The sequence below is a fragment of the Micromonospora sp. WMMB482 genome (assembly GCF_019038635.1).
In the GTDB taxonomy this organism is placed as follows: Bacteria; Actinomycetota; Actinomycetes; order Mycobacteriales; family Micromonosporaceae; genus Micromonospora; species Micromonospora marina.
Map to the genome: position 1 here is coordinate 4,152,498 of NZ_JAHOPD010000020.1, position 20,215 is coordinate 4,172,712.

Below are 20,215 nucleotides of genomic sequence, written 5' to 3' on the forward strand. Positions count from 1 at the left end.
CCCCGAGATCGCGCCGCCGTCAGGCGGGGCGGGCGCCGACCGCGTCGCGTACCTCGGCGCCCTGCTCACCCTCGACGGCGCGGGCGCAGTGGGCGCAGCAGAAGAAGCGGCCGGAGACCTCGACGCCGTGCCCGACGATCTTGATCTGGCAGTGCTCGCAGATCGGCGCCATCTTGTGCACCGCGCACTCGAAGCAGTCGAACGTGTGCCGCGACCCGTCGACGGTGCGCACCTCGAACGCCATCCAGTAGTCGTTACCGCAAACCTCGCAGGCAGCCATACGAAACCCCCCGAAAACGGACCTGTCATCCGAGAGTCGCGCAGACGACACCTTCGAGCAACCGGAACCGGCGAACCTGATCCGGCCCCACGGCGAGTCGCTCCCGGCGTGTCGCGCGTTGACTCCTGTGACCGCCGAAAATCCCCGGAGGATTCGTGATCAAGCGCAACAAGCTCTTCGGCAACCAGACCCGGGTGACGTTCTCGCTGCCCCGGGACACCCCGGCCGGCACGGTCAGCGTGGTCGGCTGCTTCAACGGCTGGGAGCCCGGCCGGCACGAACTGGTGCCGCGCCGCGACGGCACCCGTACCGTGACGGTCCGGCTGAAGCCGGGGGAGTACCGCTTCCGCTACCTCGCCACGGGCGGGGTCTGGCTGGACGACGAGGCCGCCGACCAGGTGGACGAGGCCGGCGGCCTGCTGCGGCTGTGACGCCGCCGTCAGCCGGCGCTGGGCTCCAGCCGCACCGAGATCGAGTTGACGCAGTGCCGGGTGTCCTTCGGGGTGAAGCCCTCGCCCTCGAAGACGTGCCCGAGGTGGCTGTCGCAACGCGCGCAGCGGATCTCTACGCGCCGCATCCCGAGCGTGTTGTCCGGGATCTCCTTGACCGCGCCCGGGATGGCGTCGTCGAAGCTCGGCCAGCCGCAGTGCGAGTCGAACTTGTCCTGGCTGCGGAACAGTTCCAGCCCGCAGGCCCGGCAGTGGTAGACGCCGGGGGTCTTGGTGTCGACGTACTCGCCGGTCCAGGGCGCCTCGGTGCCGGCCTCGCGGAGCACCCGGAACTCCTCGGGGCTCAGCCGGACGCGCCATTCGTCCTCGGTACGGGGCAGTTCGCTGTCGGAAAGACTCACCGTTCCACGGTACGTCGGGTGTCGGTGGCATCGCATATGGTCGCGTGATGGCGGGCAAGGGCGCGGTCGAGGAGATCGAGGTAGCCGGGCACACGGTGCGGCTGAGCAGCCCCGATCGGGTGATCTTTCCCCAGCGCGGCTTCACCAAGGCGGATGTCTTCCGCTACTACCTCGCAGTCGGCGACGGGATCATGCGCGCCCTGCGCGACCGGCCCACGACGCTTCAGCGCTTTCCCGAGGGCATCGAGGGCGAGATGTTCTTCCAGAAGCGGGTGCCGCAGCGGGGCGTGCCCCCGTGGGTCCGCACCGCGCAGATCGCGTTCCCGAGCGGGCGCAAGGCCGACGAGCTGTGCCCGGCCGACCTGGCGCACGTGGCCTGGGCGGCGCAGATGGGCACCGTCGTGTTCCATCCGTGGCCGGTACGCGCGGCCGACACCGACCGCCCGGACGAGCTGCGCGTCGACCTCGATCCGCAGCCCGGCACCGACTTCGCCGACGCGGTGACCGCCGCCGGTGAGCTGCGCGGGCTGCTCGACGAGCTGGGCGTGCCCGGCTGGCCGAAGACCTCCGGCGGCCGGGGCGTGCACGTCTACCTGCGCATCCAGCCGCGCTGGACGTTCGTGGAGGTCCGCCGCGCCACCATCGCGCTGGCCCGCGAGCTGGAACGCCGCCGCCCCGAGCTGGTGACCACCGCCTGGTGGAAGGAGGAGCGGGGCCGGCGGGTCTCCGTCGACTTCAACCAGATGGCGCGGGACCGCACCATCGCCTGCGCGTACTCGCTGCGCGCCAACGCCCGCGCCACCGTCTCCACCCCGGTCGACTGGGACGAACTGCCGGAGGCCGACCCGGACGACTTCCACCTCGGGACGGTGCCCGCCCGGTTCGCCGAGCGCGGCGACCCGCACGCCGGCATCGACGACGCCCCGTGGGACATCACACCGCTGCTGGAGTGGGCCGAGCGGGACGCCGCCGACGGGCTGGGCGACATGCCGTACCCGCCGGAATACCCGAAGATGCCGGGCGAGCCGAAGCGGGTCCAGCCGTCCAAGGACCGCGACCGCCCGCGCCCCTGACGCCGCCCAGCAGCGGTCAGGCGGGCGGAGGCGGGCACTCCAGCACGGCGATCGAGTTCCCGGCGAACAGCCCCAGGTGTGGGTGCCCGGAGAAGATCCGGACCGCCTCGTCGTGAGAGTCCGCCTCCACGATCGCGTAGGCGATCAGGTTGTCCGTGATGTCCTCGACGCCCCGCGTCGTGACCAGCTTTTTCGCGTACAGCGGAGCGCCGGGGTCGACGAGGGTGTTCTCGTTGGCCTGCGCCCATACCGCCCAGGCGTTCATGAAGTCGGTCTGCTGCTGTTCGGTGAGGTCGGCCTTGCCGGCCTCGTCAGCGGCGCCGTTGAAGAGTGCAAGGAACCTGCCCATCCCCGGATGCTACCGACGGCACGTCATTCCGAAAGACCCAGCGCGCGGGCGCCGGGTCACCCGCCGCACGGACCGCCGTGGTCGTTGCGGTGGCCGCATCGGCGGCCGGCACCGCTGAGCCGGGCGTCGCACCAGACCCGGGTACGCACGAACTGGCTGTCCTCCTCGCTCAGCGTGGTCTCGCCGAAGTCGATGACAGTGACATGGCCGAGCGACTCGCGCAGCGTCACCGCGAGGGCGGCTGCCTCGTCGGCGCTGGTCAGCGTGGTGGGCAGGTGAATGATCCAGCGTTGCTCGGTCATCGTGGCCACCCGCCCGGCGGGGCGTCCGGGTCACGGAGACGGCAGGCGCGATGCTGGGACTGCCACTGCCGCAGCGCCTGGCGGACGCGCTCGGCCTCGGTCCGCGTGGTGACCAGCTCACAGCTCAGACGTTCGAGTTCGTCGGCCACCCGGTCGAGGTGGTCGCGTACCTGGGCCGGGTCGAGGCCGCGCCAGCGCCGGTCGAAGAAGGCGGCGCGGACCTGGTGCGGGAGCAGGCGTTCCCCGGTCACGTAGATCACCGCACGGGCGCCGTCTGCTCGGCGACGAGGGTGTGGACCTGCCGGTCGGTGAGCCCGCGCAGGTCGAGCACCCGTCGGCCCCAGCGGTGCAGCCGGCACGGGTGGGGTGCCCGGTCGTTGCGGCAGCGCGGACCCTCGGGCCACTGCTCGGGGGCGTGCACGGTGATCGCCCGGACCGCGAAGATGACATCCTCGGCGGTGACGTAGGGCGGAAGCGGAATGTCGCCCAGGATGCGATCGATCGAGTCCATGACTCTCCTTTGTGGATCGGCGCCAGGTGCGGGGACGGATGCCGGGATGAGGTTTCGGGGAAAGGCATCCGTCCCCGCGAACCCGCCGCGTCCCCGGCGGGCACCACAATGGTCAATTCACCTCTGGCCCGAGACAATCTTTCGCGGCAGAATGCAGACCAAGGGATGAGGTGCCTTACGCGACAACACCAAAGGAGATGACGTGGACGACTCGGGAAGCACCGTCCCGCGTAGGCAGCTCGGCAGATATCTGAGAGAACTTCGCGAAGGCGCGCACGTCACGGTGACCGCGGCGGCCAAGGAACTCGAATGGTCGGCGCCCCGGATCTGGCGTTACGAAACGGGTCAGGTGCCGATGCACCCGAACGACGTGGAAGCCATGTGCCGCGTTTACGGCGCGTCGCGAGAAACCATCGAAACCATGCGCTCTCTGGCCCGGGAAACCAAGGCGCACGGTTGGTGGCACAGCTACGGGGAGGCAATCAAGGACTGGTTCAAGCTGTACGTGGGCCTGGAGGCCGCAGCGACTAAGATCCGCCACTACGAAACGAATCTGGTGCCAGGCCTGTTGCAAACGGTCGAGTACATGACCGAGGTCATCGCCACCGACAGCCCGCAGTTGAGTGAGCACGAGCGGCAGGCCAAGGCCGAGGTTCGACTGCGGCGGCAGCGGCTGCTGGTGCGTGCGGTGCCTCGGGCTCCCTACCTAGACGTGATCCTGAATGAGGCGGTGCTACGTCGACCGCTGCGCGATCTGTCGGCGATGGGTAGGCAAATCGATGCCCTGGTGGTGGCGAGCCAACAGCACAACATCCGTATCCGGGTGCTCCCACTCAGCGCTGGTCTCTACCGCTGGGCGTCGGCTGGAACCTTCACGATGCTCGACTTCCCGACCGAAGTGCGTGAGCCGGAGCCGACCACCATCTATATGGACGGCCCGTGCGGTGCCGCCTACCTTGACAGAGCCCACGAGATCCAGACTCACGAGGACGCCTGGCGCTCGCTCGGTGAGCGAGCGCTCGACGCCGACGGGTCTCGTGAGCTGATGACGACGATCGCGAAGGAGATGACCGATGGGACGTGACGGGGTGTGGCGCAAGTCGTCCCGGTCCGGTGGTGAGGGCAACTGTGTCGAGGTGGCCGGTTTCGCCAATTCGGTCGATGTGCGGGACACCAAGGATCGGCAGGGGCCGGCGTTGAGCTTCGACCCGAGGGCCTGGACCCGATTCGTCGGGGCGGTTCGCGGGGGACGGCTGAAAGACCTGGTCTGAACTTGATGCGCGGGCGGGTCTGGTGCCGAGTTGTCTGGCACCAGACCCGCCCGCCGTTGGCCCGCCCCGGCCGAGCGATCGGAAGCGGTAAGGCAGCAGCGTTAGGCACGGCTGCGGAGCACACCCACGTGAGGCGGGCCGCCGACCATCGGGCACGTGTGCGTCAGCCGGAGCTAAGTCAGACGTTCGTGATCTTGGGAGAAGGGGTCGAGGCGGCTAGTCCTTGCCGGAACGCGAGCACGACTCGCTGAAGCCTCTCCAAAGAACCACCTTTAGGTGTGTGTCCGGTAGCGTATTCAAACCATTACGCGCTCGATCTGATCAACACAAGTAATCGATCTTGATTGTCCAGTGAAGCCCCTACTGGGGCGGAAGTTGACGGAAGGGGCTTCGTGGCGAGGAACAGGGAACCTCGGGTCGTGCTGTCGTGGAGTGATGTCGAGGCAGCAGGGGAAGATCTTGACGAAGGGCCCCGGGCTCTTCTGCAGGAGCTAGTCGAGGAGTACAGCTCAAGCAATAGAGCTAGCGGCTCGGGTGAGCTGCCCGGACCCTGGTTTCTTCGCAGCCTTGAGGTGCAGGGGCATGTCGGTATTGGGGAAACCCCACTTGCTCTGAAGCTTCCACCCAAGCCCGGCATCGTGGTGATATCAGCGCCAAACGGCACTGGCAAGACCAGCGCTGCGGATGCGCTTCGCCACCTTCTAAGTGATCGAGTTGCCCGCAAGTACGAGCTTGCCGAGGCGAACCTCCACTATGAAGACCGGTTGATCCAAGCAGCCGTCACGAATGGGCAGCACGATGTCAAGATCAGTTGCAGCGGGGTCGGCGCGGCGCGGTGGCAGCAGCCGGACGGTACCGCAGGACCCCTCCCCGAGGGCTGGAAAACGGCCTACGCACAGTTCAGTCCGGTCCTGCTGTATCCGGAGATCGCGCCGGTCATCGAGAAGCCTGACCGCTTGCATGACTTTCTCAAGGGGGGCTTGCCACTCGACGTCCTGATGGAACTCCTGAAGCTCGTTGATGGCGTGCGGACTGAAGGTCGTACTGCCAAGGGGGTGGTTGAGCGTGAGCACAGCGTGGCTTTGGGGATGGTTGCCAAGCTGTCTGGGGCTGAATCACTAGTGGGCCTGGTGCAGGAGAGCGGGCCTCTTCCCTCCTCGGAGCAAGCGGCCGAGATCAGGGCACTGTCCGCCGCCTTGCCCCGGGCTGTACGCCGACCGAACCTGGCTCGTATCTGGGCCGTCGATAGAGAAGCTGCCGAACGGCTCAAGGATGCGCTCAAGGCGGTGCACGAGGCACGGGCGGCAGTGGTGCCAGGGGCGGACGCGGCTCGGGAGGCACTAGAGAAGCTCGTCCGAAGCGAGGGCGAGCACCTTGAGCATCTCCGGGTCAACGATGTCTGCCCCGTGTGTGGCACAACCGGGGTGGGGTGGCTCGCAACGGCTCGTGCCGTGGCGGAGCGCCTGGCCAACGAGCTAAAGGCACTGAACACGGCAGAGCATGCGGCTGACGAGCAGTGGCAACGGCTCCTTTCGACGGCCTTCCCGGAACCACTCCCCGCAGAGACTCGCGAGCTGCTGCGACGCATGTTTCCGGATGATGCGGAGTTCATTGATCGCTGGGAGCAGCTATCCAGTCGGGTATCAGGGCTCAAGGTGCACGCAGCTTCGAGAGAAGTTCTTACCGAACTTTTCGAGGAGGCGGAGCAGGTTGGCGAGTGGTACGCGGACGTGCGGGGCAAGATCGTCTCGGAGTACGAGAGCACGATCAGTGGCACGGCGCTGGGGGAACGGCAGATCGAGCAATGGCTTGACTCCGTGGAACGGCAGCGTCACGCCTGCGTGCGTGGTACCGCTGCGGACAAGCTCGGCAAGGCGGTTGAACTTTGGATCAAAGACACTCGTGCGAGCCTCTTCAAACCAATCGCCAAAAAGGTCACTGAATACTGGAAGGAGCTGAACCGAGATGGCGATCTCGACGTGACTGAGCTGAAGCTTGCCGGCGGCACGCGTCAAGCCGGCAAGGTCAGTATCTCTCTCGCCGTAGGAGGGACGAGCGTTTCTCCCGGTCCCGACGCTCCTAAGGTGTTGAGTACCGGCCAACGGAACGCGCTGGCACTTGCGACATATCTGCCCCGAGCAACTCAGATGGAAAGCCCTTTCCGATTCCTGGTGCTAGACGACCCGATCCATGCATTCGACAGCGAGCGCGTGCAGTACCTCGCGCGGGCACTCGTAGCGCTTTCGGAGAACTTTCAGATTGTAGTGCTGACGCATGATGAGCGCTTGTGGCATGAATTGCGGGCGCTTGGAAAGCACACGCGGCATCTTCGGCTCGCCCGTCTATCTGATCCTGCATCGACTGTCCAAGTAGTTGATGTCACCTCACCGGGCATGGGCTTCATTGAAGAGTTGGAAAGGGTGCTCGCTACCGAGGAGAAGCGACCAGTAGGCTCGGAGGCCGCACGAACGATCCTTGCCCTGACGATGTGTCGGCAAGCGCTCGACACCGAAATTGGAGAGTGGGTGGAAGTCCTCGGACGGCGTGCGGGTTGGGCGGGGGACCGGATCGCAGCTGCTCGGGACAAGGCGAATAACACGCGTAAACAACTAGGTCTCCTTAATAGTATTCTTTCTGAGTTGGGTGCGCCGCCGGTGGATCTACAGCAATTTAAGTGGGTGATTGACACGCTCAGTTCAGCCGCCCACGGTCGAATGCCGAAGGCCGCAGGCGGCGGAAGGCGCAAGCAGTGGGTCAAGCAAACCAGGCAGATGCTGCAAATCATCGCGAGTGTTGAGGGCTGAGTAGTGGCGGATGCGCGCTGGCCTGTGGCGGCAGTGGCCGACCTTGCCTCGGCCTACGAGGCATGGCCTTCCCCGATCCATGACAAGTGTCTACTAAGGGCACTTGTGCTTCGAGTGCAGATTGAGCAGATCGTGGCTTCACTGCCGTCCACGGTCATTGCGGGTCAACCCGATATCACCAGTGCATCGAGTCGACTCTTCTTGTCCATCGGGGAGCCAGGCCTTGACGATGACAGGCGAATTCGGCGGGTGCTCATTGTTTGGCGGGCCGTTGCGGTATATAAGCAGCTATGCGACCTACTTCATGGTCGACGGGCCACCACGCGCCTTTCGGCATCACAGATGGATGATTGGGAATTGGTTATACGAGAGCTATCGGATGAGCTTGAGTGTCAAGAGGAATCTGCCTCGTAGGCATCCGGGTCATCCGTGAGCTCGATGTCTGGTGGCAGTGCTGGTAGGGCAAGGCTCAGCTTTTTCATCAGGGTGCGGTGATTCCTCAAAGCTTCGCCTGCTCGTGATAGGTTACTGACAAGGACATCCGTGCGGCGTTTATGTATCCTGCGGACTTCTGGCTCTTCATCGGCGGCTGCTGGGTCTGCTATTCGCGTCAATTGTGCCATGACATCTTCCCGAACGTATCTGTAGCGCCGTACTAATGTTCCATGACGCTGGTAAGTCTGGACTATGTCGCGCGCTGATTCCCACTCCAGGACTGCACTCTTGTAGTCATCGGGCTCATCAAGCCCAGCCATGTCGGGTGTGGGTCGCGTATCCCCCATGAACCATCTGGCGGCGTAAAAGGTGCCGCAGTCTTGTCGAGGTGAAGTGCGTACCGCAAGTTCCTTACCGACCGGGTAGATCAAGAGAATGGGCGGCACGTTCAATGCCATTGCGATAATGATTACCTCCGGCACCGTAATGCTGCCTCGCCTGCCAGTTTCAATGTTGGCAATGATATTTCGAGGGATCGGGTAGCCAATGGATGCGCAACGCTCGGATAGCTGTTGGGCGCTAAGGCCGCGCACATTCCGCCAGTTGCGAATCTGTGTAGCGATAGTTTGGTTCGTCTCTGCGGCCCACGAAGCAATTCGGTCTGAATGCAGGCCGCGACTACGGGGAGCGATCTCGGCGAAACTGTCCGTATCGTATCCGGCGGATCCGTGGGGTTGTTGTGTCACCTTGACACAGTAACCGGTCGGATGTAGTGGATCAACGCAGGAAACGCGCAGGAACCTCCGGACCCCGTTCCGCAGCCACGCGAAGGGGAGTTGCAGAGCGCGCGCGATGGGTGGGATGATCAGTCGATCTGGTCCCTGGGGGGCCGAATGTCGAGTTCAGGGGGGGTGGTTTCACGGCGGTGCTCCCACCAGGAACGCCCTGGAGCTAGCGGGCTCCAGGATGGGTGACCGTTGCACCAGGTATGTGGTTGGCGTGTGGCACGTCGACCCGTCCGGGCGGTCGCCATTGCATGATCAACGGGGCAATGCTAGCGCAAGCCCCTAGAAGAAGCGCGATGGCGCAGCAGTAAGCTTGCTCACCACTGCGCCATCGCCAACAAAATCCGAACCCGCAGGACCGCTCCTGAGAAAAGTTGATCCTGTTGGGCTCAGCAGCCCGTCCATCCGGGCGCACATGCACTTGGTGGCTGCGGTTCACGTCCGTGCGCCGCAGCGCACCTTGTTGCATGTGTGCAACACCGTACAACAGTACGCGCATCCTGTGCCACCTTCAGGTGGCTGACCAGGGATCGCACGTACAGCTGTCGGATCTAGGTGGACGGGCGGAAGGGAACTTCGACATGTCCACCTATCGATCCGAAGGTTCGCCGGACGCCGCGTTGCTGGCCTCGTCGGCCGAGCCTTCCAACGCCAACCTGAACGCAGTCGCGGACCCGGTGTACCTCTGGGGTCGGGCCGCCGACGAGTACAACGAAATCTGGGCTGAGTTCAGCAAGGAGGTCTTCTTCCAGAGCGACCCGGAGCGCTGTGAGCACAACTGGCCGCCGTTGGACGAGGACGATCCCCGATGCCTGGGCTGTGGTTTGAACTACGCGGAGTGGTCTAGCTAGTTCAAGGGACGGGGTGGCTGGTGTTCTTGGTGTACCGGCCGCCCCGTTTCGTGTTCAACGCGCAGGCTGCCGGCCTTGCGCTCATGATGGACACATCGCAGGCGGCCTGCTCTGCTGGGCGTCCGTTCAGTCCTTCGGCGTAGTACGGCTCGTCGGTCCTCCCTGGGCACCTGGGGTGCTCCGGTGATGGCGAGGCTGCCGGACTCGAGACCGCGGTCCTCCCCGCGCACGTGGGGGCATCTAGCCGGTGCAGAAGGCCGCGCGGTGCTGCTGGCTCGGGCACCTCAGCGGAGGCGCGGCCACGCCGTACTCGTCAGGAAAGTCTTGGCGAATCCCCCGAGAAGTAGGCGCCCTGAAACAGGTCCTTACGGGCGATTTCCAGGTTGGGTGCGGCCGTGTCCAGCACCCGCGCGAGATCGTTACAGCCGCAGTCATGGACACCGTGCGCTTCGACCACTGATCTCCTGATCGAGATTCAGCAGCGCCTTCGACGCCTTGCGAAGTCCGGCCTCCCGGCGGCATCCTCGGGGGATCTCGTCAAGATCAGACATGCGCGTCTTTCGTGGCCGCGCGGAGTCAGCCTACGGCTTCTTGCGAGGGGTTTTCCGAGTAGCCAACGGTCACGACGTGGTGCCTCCCGGTTCCGGGGTTGTCGAGGGACCGATAACGATCATGTAACGGGCGCGAACCTTTTGCCAGGCGTCACTGCTCTCTCTCGGCATCGGCCCGCCGGGGCCAGGGGAGGACGTCGGATGAAGCTGGTGTGGAGGCGGGCGACGGAGGCCCGTGGGCTGCTGCTCGCCGCCGCTGTCGCGGCACTCGTCGCGGTCGCGCTCGTCACCGGGCTCTCCGACTACAACCGCCGGGCGGTCTCCGCGGGCGCCCGCGCCGTGCTCGACGCCGCCCCGGCCGAGGAGCGCAGCCTGCTTATCAGCGGCTCCGGTGGCGCCGATGCCGCCGCGTTCGCCGAGCGGGACCGGGCGGTACGGGACCAGTTCGCGAACGGGCTCGGCGGCGCCCCGGTCACCGTGGCCGCGACCCGCTCCGGGATCGGGCGGGAGCTGACCGGTGACGTGGGCGCCGCCCGTACCGACGACGACCCGATGTTCGCCAACCTGGCCACGCTCGACGACCTTCCGGCGCACGCCGAACTGGCCGCCGGGGCGTGGCCGGTGCCCGGCAGCAACCCGTTGCAGGTGACGGTGCCGGAGAAGGTGGCCGCGCAGCTCAGCCTGGAGGTCGGGGAGCGGGTGCCGCTGTACGACCGGGGCGCGGAACGCGCCGGCACCGTGGCGGTCGTCGGCACGTGGCGCCCACGGGACGCGTCCGAGGCGTACTGGCGTCTCGCCCCCGGGGTGGGGGAGAGCCAGGGCGACGCGGAGATCACCTCGTACGGGCCGTTCGCGCTCGACCCGGCCGACTTCGCCCGCACCTTCCCGGGCTCCACCTCGGCGGCCTGGGTGGTCGACCCCGACCTGGTGGCGGTCGAACCGGCCCGGCTGCCCGCCGTGACCACGGCGCTGGACGAGATCACCGGGAAGCTGCCCGAGGCCACCGGCCTGGGCTCCTCCACCCAGCAGGTCAGCCACCTGGACCGGCTCGTCGACCGGCTCAGCCGGGCCGACCTGGTGGGCCGGTCCGCGCTGCTCACCCCGCTGCTGCTGATCGTGGTGCTCGGCGGGTACGCGCTGGTGCTGGTGGCCGCGCTGCTCAACGAGGACCGGCGGGCGCAGACCGCGCTGCTACGGGCCCGGGGCGCCGCCCGGGGGCAGATCGCCGGGCTGGCCGTACGCGAGGCGACGCTCGTGGTGGCGCCGGCGCTGCTGCTGGCCCCGGCGCTGACCGGGCAGGCGATCCACTACCTGGGCGCGGACCTGGGGCTGGCCGGCGGCGACCTCGCCCGGGTGTGGGCGGTCGCGGTCGGCGCGGCGGTGGGCTGCCTGCTCGCCATGGTGCTGCCGGCGATGCGCCGGGCCGGCACGTACGTCGCGGACATGGCCGCCCGGTCCCGCCCCTCGCGCGGGGCGGCGGTGCAGCAGGCGAGCGTGGACGTGGCGCTGGTGGCGCTCGCCGTGCTCGCCTGGACCCAGCTGCGGCAGTACTCCTCGCCGCTGGCCGGCGCGAACGGCAGCCTCGGCATCGACCCGCTGCTCGCCGCCGCGCCCACCATCGGCGTGCTGGCCGGTGCGGTGATCGCGCTGCGGCTGCTGCCCCCGACCACCCGGATCGCGGAACGCTTCGTCGACCGGCGGACGTGGAACGCCACCATGTTCGGCATGTGGCAGGCGGGCCGCCGCCCGCACGCCGGGCCGGTGCTGCTGCTCGCGCTCGCCGTCGGCGGCAGCACGCTCGCCTGGTCGCTGGTCGCCTCCTGGGAACGCTCGCAGCGCGACCAGGCCCAGCACACGGTCGGTGCGGACCTGCGGCTGATCGAGCGCAACGGCGCCGCCCCGGCCGACCGGGCCGCCGCGCTCGCCGCCGTGCCCGGCCTGGACCGGGTGCTGCCCGCCTGGCGCGACGACGCGCGCCTGGGCCGCGAGGCCCGGCAGGCGACGGTGGTGGCGGTGGACGCCGCCGCCGCGAAAGGCATGATCCGGCTGGACGACGCCGACAGCGGCGCGTCCACCGGGGCCCTGCTGGACCGGCTCGCCGAGGGCCGGGCCGCGCCGGTCGGCGGTGTCCTGCCCGCCGGGGCGAAGACGCTGTCGGGCACCGTCCGTACGCCGGTCGAGAGCATGTTCGACACGCCCCGGGTGGTGGTGACCGCGCTGCTCACCACCGACGCGGGGGCCACCTGGCGGGTCCGGCTGGCCGAGGCCGGCGGCGAGGGACGGCCGGTGCGCTTCTCCGTGCCGCTGCCGGACACCGGCGGCGTCCCGCTGCGCCTGGCCGGCTTCGAGGCCGACGGCGGCGACGCGACCGGCAGCTCCTACCGGCTGCTGCTGGACGAGTTGCGGCTCACCGACGCCTCCGGAGCGGCCCTGCCGGTGCCGGTGGAGGGGGCCTGGCGGGTGATCGACCCGGGCAGCGGCCCGCGCCGGGACGCGCGGGCGACCCCCACCCGGGTGGACGCGACGCAGAGCTTCGATGTGCCCGAAGGGCTGTTGCAGTTCGCCAGCACACCCTCGTCCCGGTTCGCCGTGGTGCCCCGGACCGAGGATCGGCCGGTGCCGGTGCTGATCACGCCGGGGGTCGCCGCCGCGCTGAGCGTGCAGACCGGTGACACCGTCAAGCTGTCCGTCGCCGAGGTGACCCTGGAGGTCACGGTGGCCGGCCAGGTCGCCGCGATCCCCGGCACCACCGGCGACGGCGTGCTGCTGGACCTGCCCACCGCCACCACGCAGCTGCTGGAACGCAGCGGCGGCGTCCGGCCGGTCGCCGAATGGTGGCTGGACACCACCCCCGGCGGGCACACCGCCGCAGCCGATGCGCTCGCCTCGACCGGCGGCACTGTCCTGCTGGACCGGCGGGCGGTGGCCGCGGAGGCGGCCGAGGATCCGTACTGGCAGGGTGCGCGCACCGGCCTGCTGGCCGCCGCGCTCGGCTCGGTGCTGCTGGCCCTGGTCGGCCTGGCGGTCGACGTCTGGGCCACCACCCGGCGCCGGCTCACCGAACTGGCCGTGCTCAACACGCTCGGCGCGAACACCCGGCTGCTGGCCCGCGCGTACCTCGCCGAGCAGACGTTCCTGGCCGCGATCGGCGTCGGCGTCGGGTTGCTCGTCGGCGCCCTCGTCGCGGCCACCATGGTGCCGCTGGTGATCCTCACCCCGGCCGCCGGACGGCCGGTGCCCGAGGCGGCCTTCACCGTCCCGTGGGTGCCGATCGGGACGACAGCCGCCGGGCTGCTGCTCGCCGCGCTCGCCTTCGCCGCTCTCATCACCACCGGCATCCGCCAGCGGGTCGCCGCCGTGCAGCTCCGGATCGGAGGAGAACGATGAGCCTTCCTGGTGCCGCGCGCCGGGTCCGCGCATACGGGGGGCAGTTCCTGCTGCTCGCCGTCCTGACCCTGGTGACCGCGCTGCTGATCACCGGGGTGCCGCGGGTCGCCGACCGGCTGACCGGGCAGGGGCTCACCGAGTACGTCGCCGGGCAGCCGGTGGCCCGCCGCGACCTCAGGTACAGCACCGCGCCGACCGTGTTCCCGCCGTCGACCAGGACCGCGGTGACCGATCAGGCGGCCGAGCTGACGCGGATCGAAGATGCGATGCCCGGCGTCGTCCGGGACAACATCGGCCAGCGCTGGTACGTCGCCCAGACGGTGGCCGGACGGCTGCGCGGCCCGACGCTGGCCCCCGAGAAGGGGCTCATCGACGTCCACCTGCGCACCGGTACCGGCCTCGAGGAGGCGGCCACCCTGGTCGGCGGGCGGTGGCCGGAGAGCGGGACCACCCGGGCCGGCGCGATCGAGGTGACGCTCGCCGAGACGATCGCCGGCACGCTCGGCGTGCAGACCGGCGACCGGTTCCAGCTCCTGATCCTCGACCAGGACGACAACGTGCTGAAGTCCCGCCCGGTCGAACTGGTCGGCGTGTGGCGGCCGAACGACGCGGCCGACGGAGCCTGGGACACACTGCCGTCGATGCTGAAGCTCACCCCGCCGGAGGGCGACGGCGAACCGTTCGTGGGCGTCGCCTACACCGCCGCCGGCGGGGTCGACGACGCCGTCGCGACCGGCTGGCCGGTGAGCTTCGGCTGGCGGTACCGGGTCGCCCCGGAACGGCTCGAAGCGCGCCGGCTCGACGAGCTGATCGCCGGTCTCGACGGGCTGGATCGCAGCCGTCCCGCCGCGGCGACGCTCAGCCAGGGCGTGGACATCCCGCTGCGGCGCTTCGCCGACTCGCTGGCCGCCGCGCAGACCCTGCTCGCGGTCATCGCGGCCGGGCTGCTCGCCACGCTGGCCGGGCTGACGCTGCTGGCCGCCCGGCTGGCCGCGCGCCGCCGCCGCGCCGAGTTCCACCTGATCCGGGCGCGCGGCGGCTCGACCGGCGCGGTGCTGCGCCGCGGCCTGGCCGAGTCGCTGCTGGTACTGCCGGCCGCGGCCGGGGTCGGCTGGCTGCTCGGCGGGTTGCTGCCCGGCTCCGGGGCGTCGTGGCGCTGGGTGCTGATCGCCGGGCTCCTGGCCACGCTGCTGCCGCCGCTCGCCGCGCTCGCGGCCGGCCGCCGCGCCGGTGGCCGCTCCGACCTGGGCGGCCGGTCGCCCGCCGTCCGGCTCACCGTCGAGGTGGTAGTGCTCGGGCTCGCCGTGCTCGGCGCGTTCCTGCTGCGCCGCCGCGGGCTCACCGCCGGTTCGGTGGACCCGCTGCTGGTCTCCGTGCCGGTGCTGCTGTCGATCGCGGCGGCGCTGCTGGCGCTGCGCGCGTACCCCTGGCCGTTGCGGCTGGTCAGCCGCCTCGCCGCCCGGGCGCGCGGCAGCGTCGCGTTTCTCGGCACCGCCCGTGCGGGCCGGGCCGCGAGCACCGGGCCGCTGGTCGTCGTGGTGCTGGCCGTCGCCACCGCCGCGTTCTGCGGCGTGGTGGCGACCGGCATCGAGACCGGCCGGGACACCGCCGCCGCCCAGGCCGTGCCGGGTGACCTGCTGGTACGCGGGGAGCGCTTCACGCCGGACACGGCGGACCAGTTGGCCGCGCTGCCCGGGGTACGCGCAGTCGCGCCGGTGCTGACCATTCCGGCCGAACGCCCGTACGCCGACCGGGCCGGCCGCCCCGCCCCGATCACCGAGATGCGCGTGGTGCTCGTGGACGGCGAGCGGTTCGCCGACGTGGCACGGCAGGCGGGCGTACCGGTGAGCGTGCCCGGCCCGTTGCGGGCCCGCGCCGACGGGAGCACGCCGCTGCCGGCGCTGGTGTCCCCGGCGGTGGCCGGGGAACTGGCCGACGCCGGGCTCGCCGACGCGCAGGGTGACCGGCCCGCCTGGCTGGACGTGCAGGGCAACCGGCTGCCGGTGCGGACCGCCGCCACAGTCGACGACTTCGCGCTCGTGGGCGAGGGCGTACGCCGATTCGTGGTGCTGCCGTGGCCGGCGTTGCCGGCCGACGCCCCGCACCAGCTCGCGCCCACCGGTTTCGTGCTCGCCGGGTCCGGTGTGGACGCGGCCGAGGTGGACCGGGTGGCGCGGGACGGGCAGCGGCGGTACCTGCGCATCGGCGGGGTCGACGCCGGGGACAAGGCCCGCGCGCCGGAGGTGACGACCCGTTCGGCGGTGCGCGCCGACCTGGGCGGCACCGGCGTGAACGGCCTGCTGGTGTTCGGCTTTGTGCTCGGCGCGGGGGGCGGTGCCGCGCTGGGGCTGCTCGGGCTCGCGCTCGCGGTGCTCGCCGGGGCCCGCTCGCGCGGGCAGGTGCTGTCCCGGCTGCGCACCATGGGCCTGTCCCGCCGGCAGTGGCGCGGACTGCTGATGGTGGAGCTGACACCGCTGGTGCTGGTGTCGGTGCTCACCGGAGCGGTGGTCGGCGCGTTGCTGCCGCTGCTGCTCACGCCGGTGCTCGGCCTGCCCGCCTTCACCGGGGGCGTGGACGTACGCCCCGGTTTCGAACCCGGCCTGGTGGCCGGGGTGTCGGTCCTGGCCATGCTGGCCCTCGGCTTCGCGATCACCGTGGAAGCCGTGAACAACCGCCGGTTGCGCCTCGGTGAGGTGCTGCGGCTCGGAGAGGAGAGCTGACATGACCGCGACCGCTTCCGGCCATCCGGGCCCGGCGCGTCTCACGCCGGGCGGCGAACCGTCGCCCGCCGTGCCGGATCTGGCGTCGCTGCAACAGCGGGCCGCCCAGCGCGCCGCCGAACGGGCCGGCGGGCGCGACCGGCTGCGCGGGCACATCGTCTGCGACGGCCTGGTGCGCATCTTCAAGACCGAGGGCGTCGAGGTCGTCGCGCTCCAGGGCCTCGACCTGGTGATCGACCGGGGCGAGCTGGTCGCGATCGTCGGCGCCTCCGGCTCCGGCAAGTCGACGCTGCTGAACATCCTCTCCGGCCTGGACACCCCGACCGCCGGTATCGCCCGGGTCGCCGACTACGACCTGCTGTCGCTGTCGAACAAGCGGCGGCTCGCGTACCGGCGCGACGTGGTCGGGTTCATCTGGCAGCAGACCGGCCGCAACCTGCTGCCGTACCTGACCGCGCTGGAAAACGTGGAACTGCCGATGAAGCTGGCCGGACGGGCCGGCGGCGGGCGCAAGCGGCGGGAACGGGCCCGTGAGCTGCTGGACATGGTGGGCGTCGGCTACTGCGCGGACCGCCGGCCGGGCCAGATGAGCGGCGGCGAGCAGCAGCGCTGCGCGGTCGCCGTGGCGGTCGCCAACGATCCGGAGATCCTCTTCGCCGACGAGCCGACGGGCGAGCTGGACGAGGCCACCGGCGCCGAGGTCTTCGCCGCGCTGCGCACCATCAACGCCGAACTGGGGGTCACCATCGTGGTGGTCACCCACGACCAGGCCGTGGCCGGGCAGGTCCGCCGTACCGTCGCGATCCGCGACGGCCGGACCGCCTCCGAGGTACGCCGGACCGCGCGCGTCACCGCCGACGGCGGCACCGAGATGGTCAGCGAGGAGTACGCGGTGCTGGACCGCACCGGCCGGATGCAGCTGCCGGCGCAGTTCGTGGAGGCGCTGTCCCTGCGCGACCGGGTCCGGCTCAACCTGGCACCCGACCACGTCGAGGTGCGCCCCGGCGACCGGGCGCACGGCGAGGAGAGTGAGTGATGACCGACCAGACAGTGGCGCTGTCGGCCGTGCCGGCGGCGGCCGTCGAGGACGTGGTCCGGGTCGAGGGAGTGAGCCGCACCTTCGGCAAGGGGGAGCACGCCGTCCACGCCGTGCGGGACGTCTCGTTCACGGCGGGACGCGGCGAGTTGGTCGCCGTCCGGGGCCGCTCCGGCGCCGGCAAGACCACGCTGCTGAACCTGATCGGCGGCCTGGACCGGCCGGACGCCGGGCGGATCCGGGTGGCCGGGCACGACGTCACCGCCGCCGGTGAGCGGGAGCTGCTGTCGTTGCGGCGGGGCACCATCGGGTTCGTGTTCCAGACGTTCGGCCTGGTGCCGATCCTGTCCGCGGCGGAGAACGTCGGGGTGCCGCTGCGGCTGGCCAAGGTGCCGGCGGCCGAGCGGGAGCAGCGGGTCGCGGTGCTGCTGGAACTGGTGGGGCTGGGCGGGCATGCGGCGCAGCGCCCGTACGAGCTGTCCGGCGGCCAGCAGCAGCGCGTGGCGGTGGCCCGGGCGCTGGCGAACGAGCCGGACCTGCTGATCGCCGACGAGCCGACCGGTCAGCTCGACTCCGAGACCGGGCGGTCGATCATGGACCTGCTCCGGGCGGTGGTGCACGCCCGGGGCATGACCGCGCTGGTCGCCACGCACGACCCGGCGCTCATCGAGCTGGCCGACCGTACGCTCACGCTGCGCGACGGCCGGCTGGTGCCGGAGGACTGATCCCGGTGACCGGGCTGTCGCCGTCGCCGTCGCCGTCGCCGTCGCTGTCGCCGGCGGCGGCCCGGTCACCGGGGCCGGATGGTGGCCCGGTGCTCGGCGCTGGGTGGCTGCCGGGTCAGAGCGCCAGCTTCATGCCCTCGTGGCTGGCGACGAAGCCCAGGTCGCGGTAGAACCGGTGCGCGTCGGCGCGCTGCTTGTCGGTGGTGAGCTGCACCAGGGCGCAGCCGCGCTCCCGGGCCTGGTCGATCGCCCAGCGCATCATCGTCCGGCCCAGCCCGCGGCCGCGCCGGTCGGAGCGGACCCGCACCGCCTCGATCAGGCACCGTTGCGCGCCGTGCCGGCCCAGCCCCGGGATGTACGTGAGCTGGAAGCAGCCGACCAGCTCCCCGCCGTCGTCGGCGACGATCATCTGGTTGCGCGGGTCGGCGTCCAGGTCGGCGAAGGCCCGCTCGTACGCCTCGTCCACCTCGGGCAGGTCGCGGGTGCGGCCCAGCACGTCGTCGGCGAGCAGCGCGAGCACGGCGGGCAGGTCGGCGCGAACCGCCTCCCGGAAGATCACCTCGGTCACCCGGCCAGCCTGGCACAGCGCCTCGCCCCGCTGTGGCCGGGGCGGCGTCCCGCCCCGCCGCCCGCGCGCCGTCACCGGCGCCTGGACCCGGCCGCGCCGTCACCGGGCGGGGCAGCGCAGCCCCTCCCGGGGGACGGTCAGCGAGATCAGGTACGCGTCGACGGCCGACGTCACGCACGAGGTCTGCGGGTAGGCGGTGTGCCCCTCGCCCTCCCAGGTCAGCACGCGCCCGACACCGAGCATGGACGCGAGCGCGGGGGTCTGCTCGTACGGCGTGGCCGGGTCACCGGTCGTGCCGACCACCAGGATCGGCGGGGCGCCGTCCGCCCGGCCGGTCGGGTAGGGATCCCGCTCGCCGGGCCACTCCACGCAGCCCAGCATCCCCACCGCCAGCGCGGGACCGAACAGCGGGTACTTCTGCCGCCACTGCGACTGCAACGAGCGGACCTGCTCGCGGGTCGGCTTCTCGGTCTCGTCGGCGCAGTTGACCGCCAGGTTGGCGTCGAACAGGTTCGAGTAGTGCCCGTCGGGCTCGCGTCCCGCGTACGCGTCGGCCAGCTTGAACACGCCGTCCGGGTCGCCGCTCTGCAGGTCGTCGATCGCCCGGGCCAGCTCCTGCCAGCCCTGCTCGGTGTAGAGCGACGAGATCACCGCGTAGAAGACCCATCCGGCGGTGGCCTCGCGGCCGTCCTGCGCGCGTACCGGGGAGGCCTTCGCCTTGGCGATCGCATCGGTGACCGCGCCCCGGGCGTCCGGGGCGATCGGGCAGCGACCCGCGTTCGCCGCGCACCACCTGGCGAAGTTGTCGAACGCCCGCTCGAAGCCCTTGGCCTGGCTCTCCGACCCGGCGATCAGCTTCTGCCGCGGGTCGACCGCGCCGTCGAGCACCAGGGCGCGCACGCGCTGCGGGTAGAGCTGCGCGTAGGTGGCGCCGAGCAGCGTCCCGTAGGAGTAGCCGAGGTAGGTCAGCTTGTCGTCGCCGACCGCCGCGCGGACCGCGTCCATGTCCCGCGCCGCCTGCTCGGTGCCGTAGAGCTGGAGCTGGTCGCCGTACTTCGCGCCGCACCGCTCGCCGATGCGCCGGTTGAGGCCGACGAAGCCGTCGAACGACGCCTGGCTCTCCGGGTCGGGGTCGTAGCCGAAGCTGGCGTCCAGGTCGGCGTCGGAGATGCATTTGACCGGGCTGGACCGGGCCACCCCGCGCGGGTCGAAGCCGACGATGTCGAACCGGTCGGTGATCGCCGTCGGCAGGCCGCCGAACGCCGGCCCGAAGGACAGGTAGACGGCGGTGTCGACGCCTGATGCCCCCGGACCGCCCGGGTTGATCACCAGCGAGCCGATCCGGTCACGCTGCTTGGTCGAGCGGGCCCGGATCAGCGCGATCTCGAACGTCTCCCCGGTGCCCGGCCCGGCGGTCGCGCCGGTGGTGGCCCCGCTGCCCCAGTTGCGCGGTACGGCGATCCGGGCGCAGTCGTAACGCATGTCCGCCGCGCCCCGGCCGACCAGCTCGTCGGGCACCTCCGGGCAGGCCCGCCACTGCGGGGCGGTGCCCGGCGGAGCGGCCTCGCCCTCGCTCTCGGCGCGCGGGGCGAACGCCGGCAGCGTGCACCCGGCGGTGAGCACCACCGCCGCGACGAACGCGGCCAGGACGGGCCGGAACCGGCGGGGCCGGTCGGGGAAGCGGGTCACGCGGGCGCCCTCCATGATCGTGTCGACC

19 protein-coding genes are annotated in these 20,215 nt (G+C 70.5%); 10 read left to right on the plus strand and 9 right to left on the minus strand.

Features of this window, described 5'->3' with window-relative positions:
• Nucleotides 1-19 precede the first annotated feature (19 nt).
• On the minus strand, nucleotides 20-280 hold the full coding sequence (locus KSK32_RS20740; RefSeq protein WP_013284826.1) for a hypothetical protein: 261 nt from the start codon (nucleotides 278-280) through the stop codon (nucleotides 20-22).
• A gap of 155 nt (nucleotides 281-435) precedes the next feature.
• Here KSK32_RS20740 and KSK32_RS20745 point away from each other — a divergent pair, with 155 nt between their 5' ends.
• A complete protein-coding gene (locus KSK32_RS20745; RefSeq protein ID WP_013284827.1) occupies nucleotides 436-711 on the plus strand; it encodes an isoamylase early set domain-containing protein in 276 nt (91 codons plus the stop codon).
• Between the two features lie 8 nt (nucleotides 712-719).
• Here KSK32_RS20745 and msrB read toward each other — a convergent pair whose 3' ends face one another.
• Complete coding sequence (msrB, locus tag KSK32_RS20750; RefSeq protein ID WP_216932691.1) at nucleotides 720-1,130, minus strand: peptide-methionine (R)-S-oxide reductase MsrB; 411 nt, start codon at nucleotides 1,128-1,130, stop codon at nucleotides 720-722.
• 47 nt (nucleotides 1,131-1,177) lie between these two features.
• Here msrB and ligD point away from each other — a divergent pair, with 47 nt between their 5' ends.
• Nucleotides 1,178-2,203, plus strand: coding sequence for a non-homologous end-joining DNA ligase (ligD, locus tag KSK32_RS20755; RefSeq protein ID WP_216932692.1), 1,026 nt, complete (start codon nucleotides 1,178-1,180; stop codon nucleotides 2,201-2,203).
• A 16-nt stretch (nucleotides 2,204-2,219) separates the two neighbouring features.
• Here ligD and KSK32_RS20760 read toward each other — a convergent pair whose 3' ends face one another.
• From KSK32_RS20760 to KSK32_RS20775, 4 genes are read right to left on the minus strand one after another with little or no spacing between them, the layout of a single operon-like run.
• Nucleotides 2,220-2,552 carry a hypothetical protein gene (locus KSK32_RS20760; protein ID WP_216932693.1) on the minus strand — a complete coding sequence of 111 codons (333 nt, stop codon included), beginning with the start codon at nucleotides 2,550-2,552 and terminating at the stop codon, nucleotides 2,220-2,222.
• A 56-nt stretch (nucleotides 2,553-2,608) separates the two neighbouring features.
• Nucleotides 2,609-2,854: a hypothetical protein gene (locus KSK32_RS20765; RefSeq protein ID WP_254187135.1), complete on the minus strand. Its 246-nt coding sequence runs from the start codon at nucleotides 2,852-2,854 to the stop codon at nucleotides 2,609-2,611.
• Nucleotides 2,851-3,114, minus strand: coding sequence for a DivIVA domain-containing protein (locus tag KSK32_RS20770; protein ID WP_216932695.1), 264 nt, complete (start codon nucleotides 3,112-3,114; stop codon nucleotides 2,851-2,853). The genes KSK32_RS20765 and KSK32_RS20770 overlap by 4 nt, the downstream gene beginning before the upstream one ends.
• Nucleotides 3,111-3,365 (minus strand): hypothetical protein, encoded by a 255-nt coding sequence (locus KSK32_RS20775; RefSeq protein ID WP_216932696.1) that lies wholly within the window; start codon nucleotides 3,363-3,365, stop codon nucleotides 3,111-3,113. Before KSK32_RS20775 ends, KSK32_RS20770 begins: the two co-directional genes overlap by 4 nt.
• A 202-nt stretch (nucleotides 3,366-3,567) precedes the next feature.
• Here KSK32_RS20775 and KSK32_RS20780 point away from each other — a divergent pair, with 202 nt between their 5' ends.
• From KSK32_RS20780 to KSK32_RS20790, 3 genes are all read left to right on the plus strand, one after another.
• The gene (locus tag KSK32_RS20780) at nucleotides 3,568-4,449 is read left to right on the plus strand and encodes a helix-turn-helix transcriptional regulator (protein WP_216932697.1); all 882 of its coding nucleotides are present in this window, start codon (nucleotides 3,568-3,570) and stop codon (nucleotides 4,447-4,449) included.
• 4 nt (nucleotides 4,450-4,453) lie between these two features.
• Nucleotides 4,454-4,636: a DUF397 domain-containing protein gene (locus KSK32_RS20785; protein ID WP_216936262.1), complete on the plus strand. Its 183-nt coding sequence runs from the start codon at nucleotides 4,454-4,456 to the stop codon at nucleotides 4,634-4,636.
• 419 nt (nucleotides 4,637-5,055) lie between these two features.
• Complete coding sequence (locus KSK32_RS20790) at nucleotides 5,056-7,440, plus strand: hypothetical protein (RefSeq protein ID WP_216932698.1); 2,385 nt, start codon at nucleotides 5,056-5,058, stop codon at nucleotides 7,438-7,440.
• A gap of 392 nt (nucleotides 7,441-7,832) precedes the next feature.
• On the opposite strand, the gene KSK32_RS20795 is transcribed toward KSK32_RS20790, so the two are convergent.
• A complete protein-coding gene (locus tag KSK32_RS20795; protein ID WP_216932699.1) occupies nucleotides 7,833-8,621 on the minus strand; it encodes a helix-turn-helix domain-containing protein in 789 nt (262 codons plus the stop codon).
• Nucleotides 8,622-9,241: 620 nt separating this feature from the next.
• Here KSK32_RS20795 and KSK32_RS20800 point away from each other — a divergent pair.
• The 5 genes from KSK32_RS20800 (at nucleotide 9,242) to KSK32_RS20820 (ending at nucleotide 17,930) form a co-directional block, all read left to right on the plus strand.
• Nucleotides 9,242-9,511, plus strand: a complete 270-nt coding sequence (locus tag KSK32_RS20800; RefSeq protein WP_216932700.1) for a hypothetical protein — start codon at nucleotides 9,242-9,244, stop codon at nucleotides 9,509-9,511.
• A 752-nt stretch (nucleotides 9,512-10,263) separates the two neighbouring features.
• Nucleotides 10,264-13,449: an FtsX-like permease family protein gene (locus KSK32_RS20805; RefSeq protein ID WP_216932701.1), complete on the plus strand. Its 3,186-nt coding sequence runs from the start codon at nucleotides 10,264-10,266 to the stop codon at nucleotides 13,447-13,449.
• Entirely contained in the window at nucleotides 13,446-16,169 is a 2,724-nt protein-coding gene (locus KSK32_RS20810) for an FtsX-like permease family protein (RefSeq protein WP_216932702.1), read from the plus strand. Before KSK32_RS20805 ends, KSK32_RS20810 begins: the two co-directional genes overlap by 4 nt.
• Nucleotide 16,170: 1 nt before the next feature.
• The gene (locus KSK32_RS20815) at nucleotides 16,171-17,205 is read left to right on the plus strand and encodes an ABC transporter ATP-binding protein (protein WP_216932703.1); all 1,035 of its coding nucleotides are present in this window, start codon (nucleotides 16,171-16,173) and stop codon (nucleotides 17,203-17,205) included.
• Nucleotides 17,205-17,930 carry an ABC transporter ATP-binding protein gene (locus KSK32_RS20820; RefSeq protein ID WP_216932704.1) on the plus strand — a complete coding sequence of 242 codons (726 nt, stop codon included), beginning with the start codon at nucleotides 17,205-17,207 and terminating at the stop codon, nucleotides 17,928-17,930. Before KSK32_RS20815 ends, KSK32_RS20820 begins: the two co-directional genes overlap by 1 nt.
• Before the next feature lie 115 nt (nucleotides 17,931-18,045).
• On the opposite strand, the gene KSK32_RS20825 is transcribed toward KSK32_RS20820, so the two are convergent.
• Both KSK32_RS20825 and KSK32_RS20830 read right to left on the minus strand, forming a co-directional pair.
• Nucleotides 18,046-18,498: a GNAT family N-acetyltransferase gene (locus tag KSK32_RS20825; RefSeq protein WP_216932705.1), complete on the minus strand. Its 453-nt coding sequence runs from the start codon at nucleotides 18,496-18,498 to the stop codon at nucleotides 18,046-18,048.
• 99 nt (nucleotides 18,499-18,597) lie between these two features.
• Nucleotides 18,598-20,187: an alpha/beta hydrolase gene (locus KSK32_RS20830; RefSeq protein ID WP_308163690.1), complete on the minus strand. Its 1,590-nt coding sequence runs from the start codon at nucleotides 20,185-20,187 to the stop codon at nucleotides 18,598-18,600.
• Nucleotides 20,188-20,215: the final 28 nt, after the last annotated feature.

Bases quoted from the DNA above. Each gene is read 5' to 3' on its own strand.
- KSK32_RS20740 (WP_013284826.1), bottom strand. From the start codon at position 280: ATGGCTGCCTGCGAGGTTTGCGGTAACGACTACTGGATGGCGTTCGAG.
- ligD (WP_216932692.1), top strand. From the start codon at position 1,178: ATGGCGGGCAAGGGCGCGGTCGAGGAGATCGAGGTAGCCGGGCACACG.
- KSK32_RS20760 (WP_216932693.1), bottom strand. From the start codon at position 2,552: ATGGGCAGGTTCCTTGCACTCTTCAACGGCGCCGCTGACGAGGCCGGC.
- KSK32_RS20765 (WP_254187135.1), bottom strand. From the start codon at position 2,854: ATGACCGAGCAACGCTGGATCATTCACCTGCCCACCACGCTGACCAGC.
- KSK32_RS20775 (WP_216932696.1), bottom strand. From the start codon at position 3,365: ATGGACTCGATCGATCGCATCCTGGGCGACATTCCGCTTCCGCCCTAC.
- KSK32_RS20800 (WP_216932700.1), top strand. From the start codon at position 9,242: ATGTCCACCTATCGATCCGAAGGTTCGCCGGACGCCGCGTTGCTGGCC.
- KSK32_RS20805 (WP_216932701.1), top strand. From the start codon at position 10,264: ATGAAGCTGGTGTGGAGGCGGGCGACGGAGGCCCGTGGGCTGCTGCTC.
- KSK32_RS20810 (WP_216932702.1), top strand. From the start codon at position 13,446: ATGAGCCTTCCTGGTGCCGCGCGCCGGGTCCGCGCATACGGGGGGCAG.
- KSK32_RS20815 (WP_216932703.1), top strand. From the start codon at position 16,171: ATGACCGCGACCGCTTCCGGCCATCCGGGCCCGGCGCGTCTCACGCCG.
- KSK32_RS20820 (WP_216932704.1), top strand. From the start codon at position 17,205: ATGACCGACCAGACAGTGGCGCTGTCGGCCGTGCCGGCGGCGGCCGTC.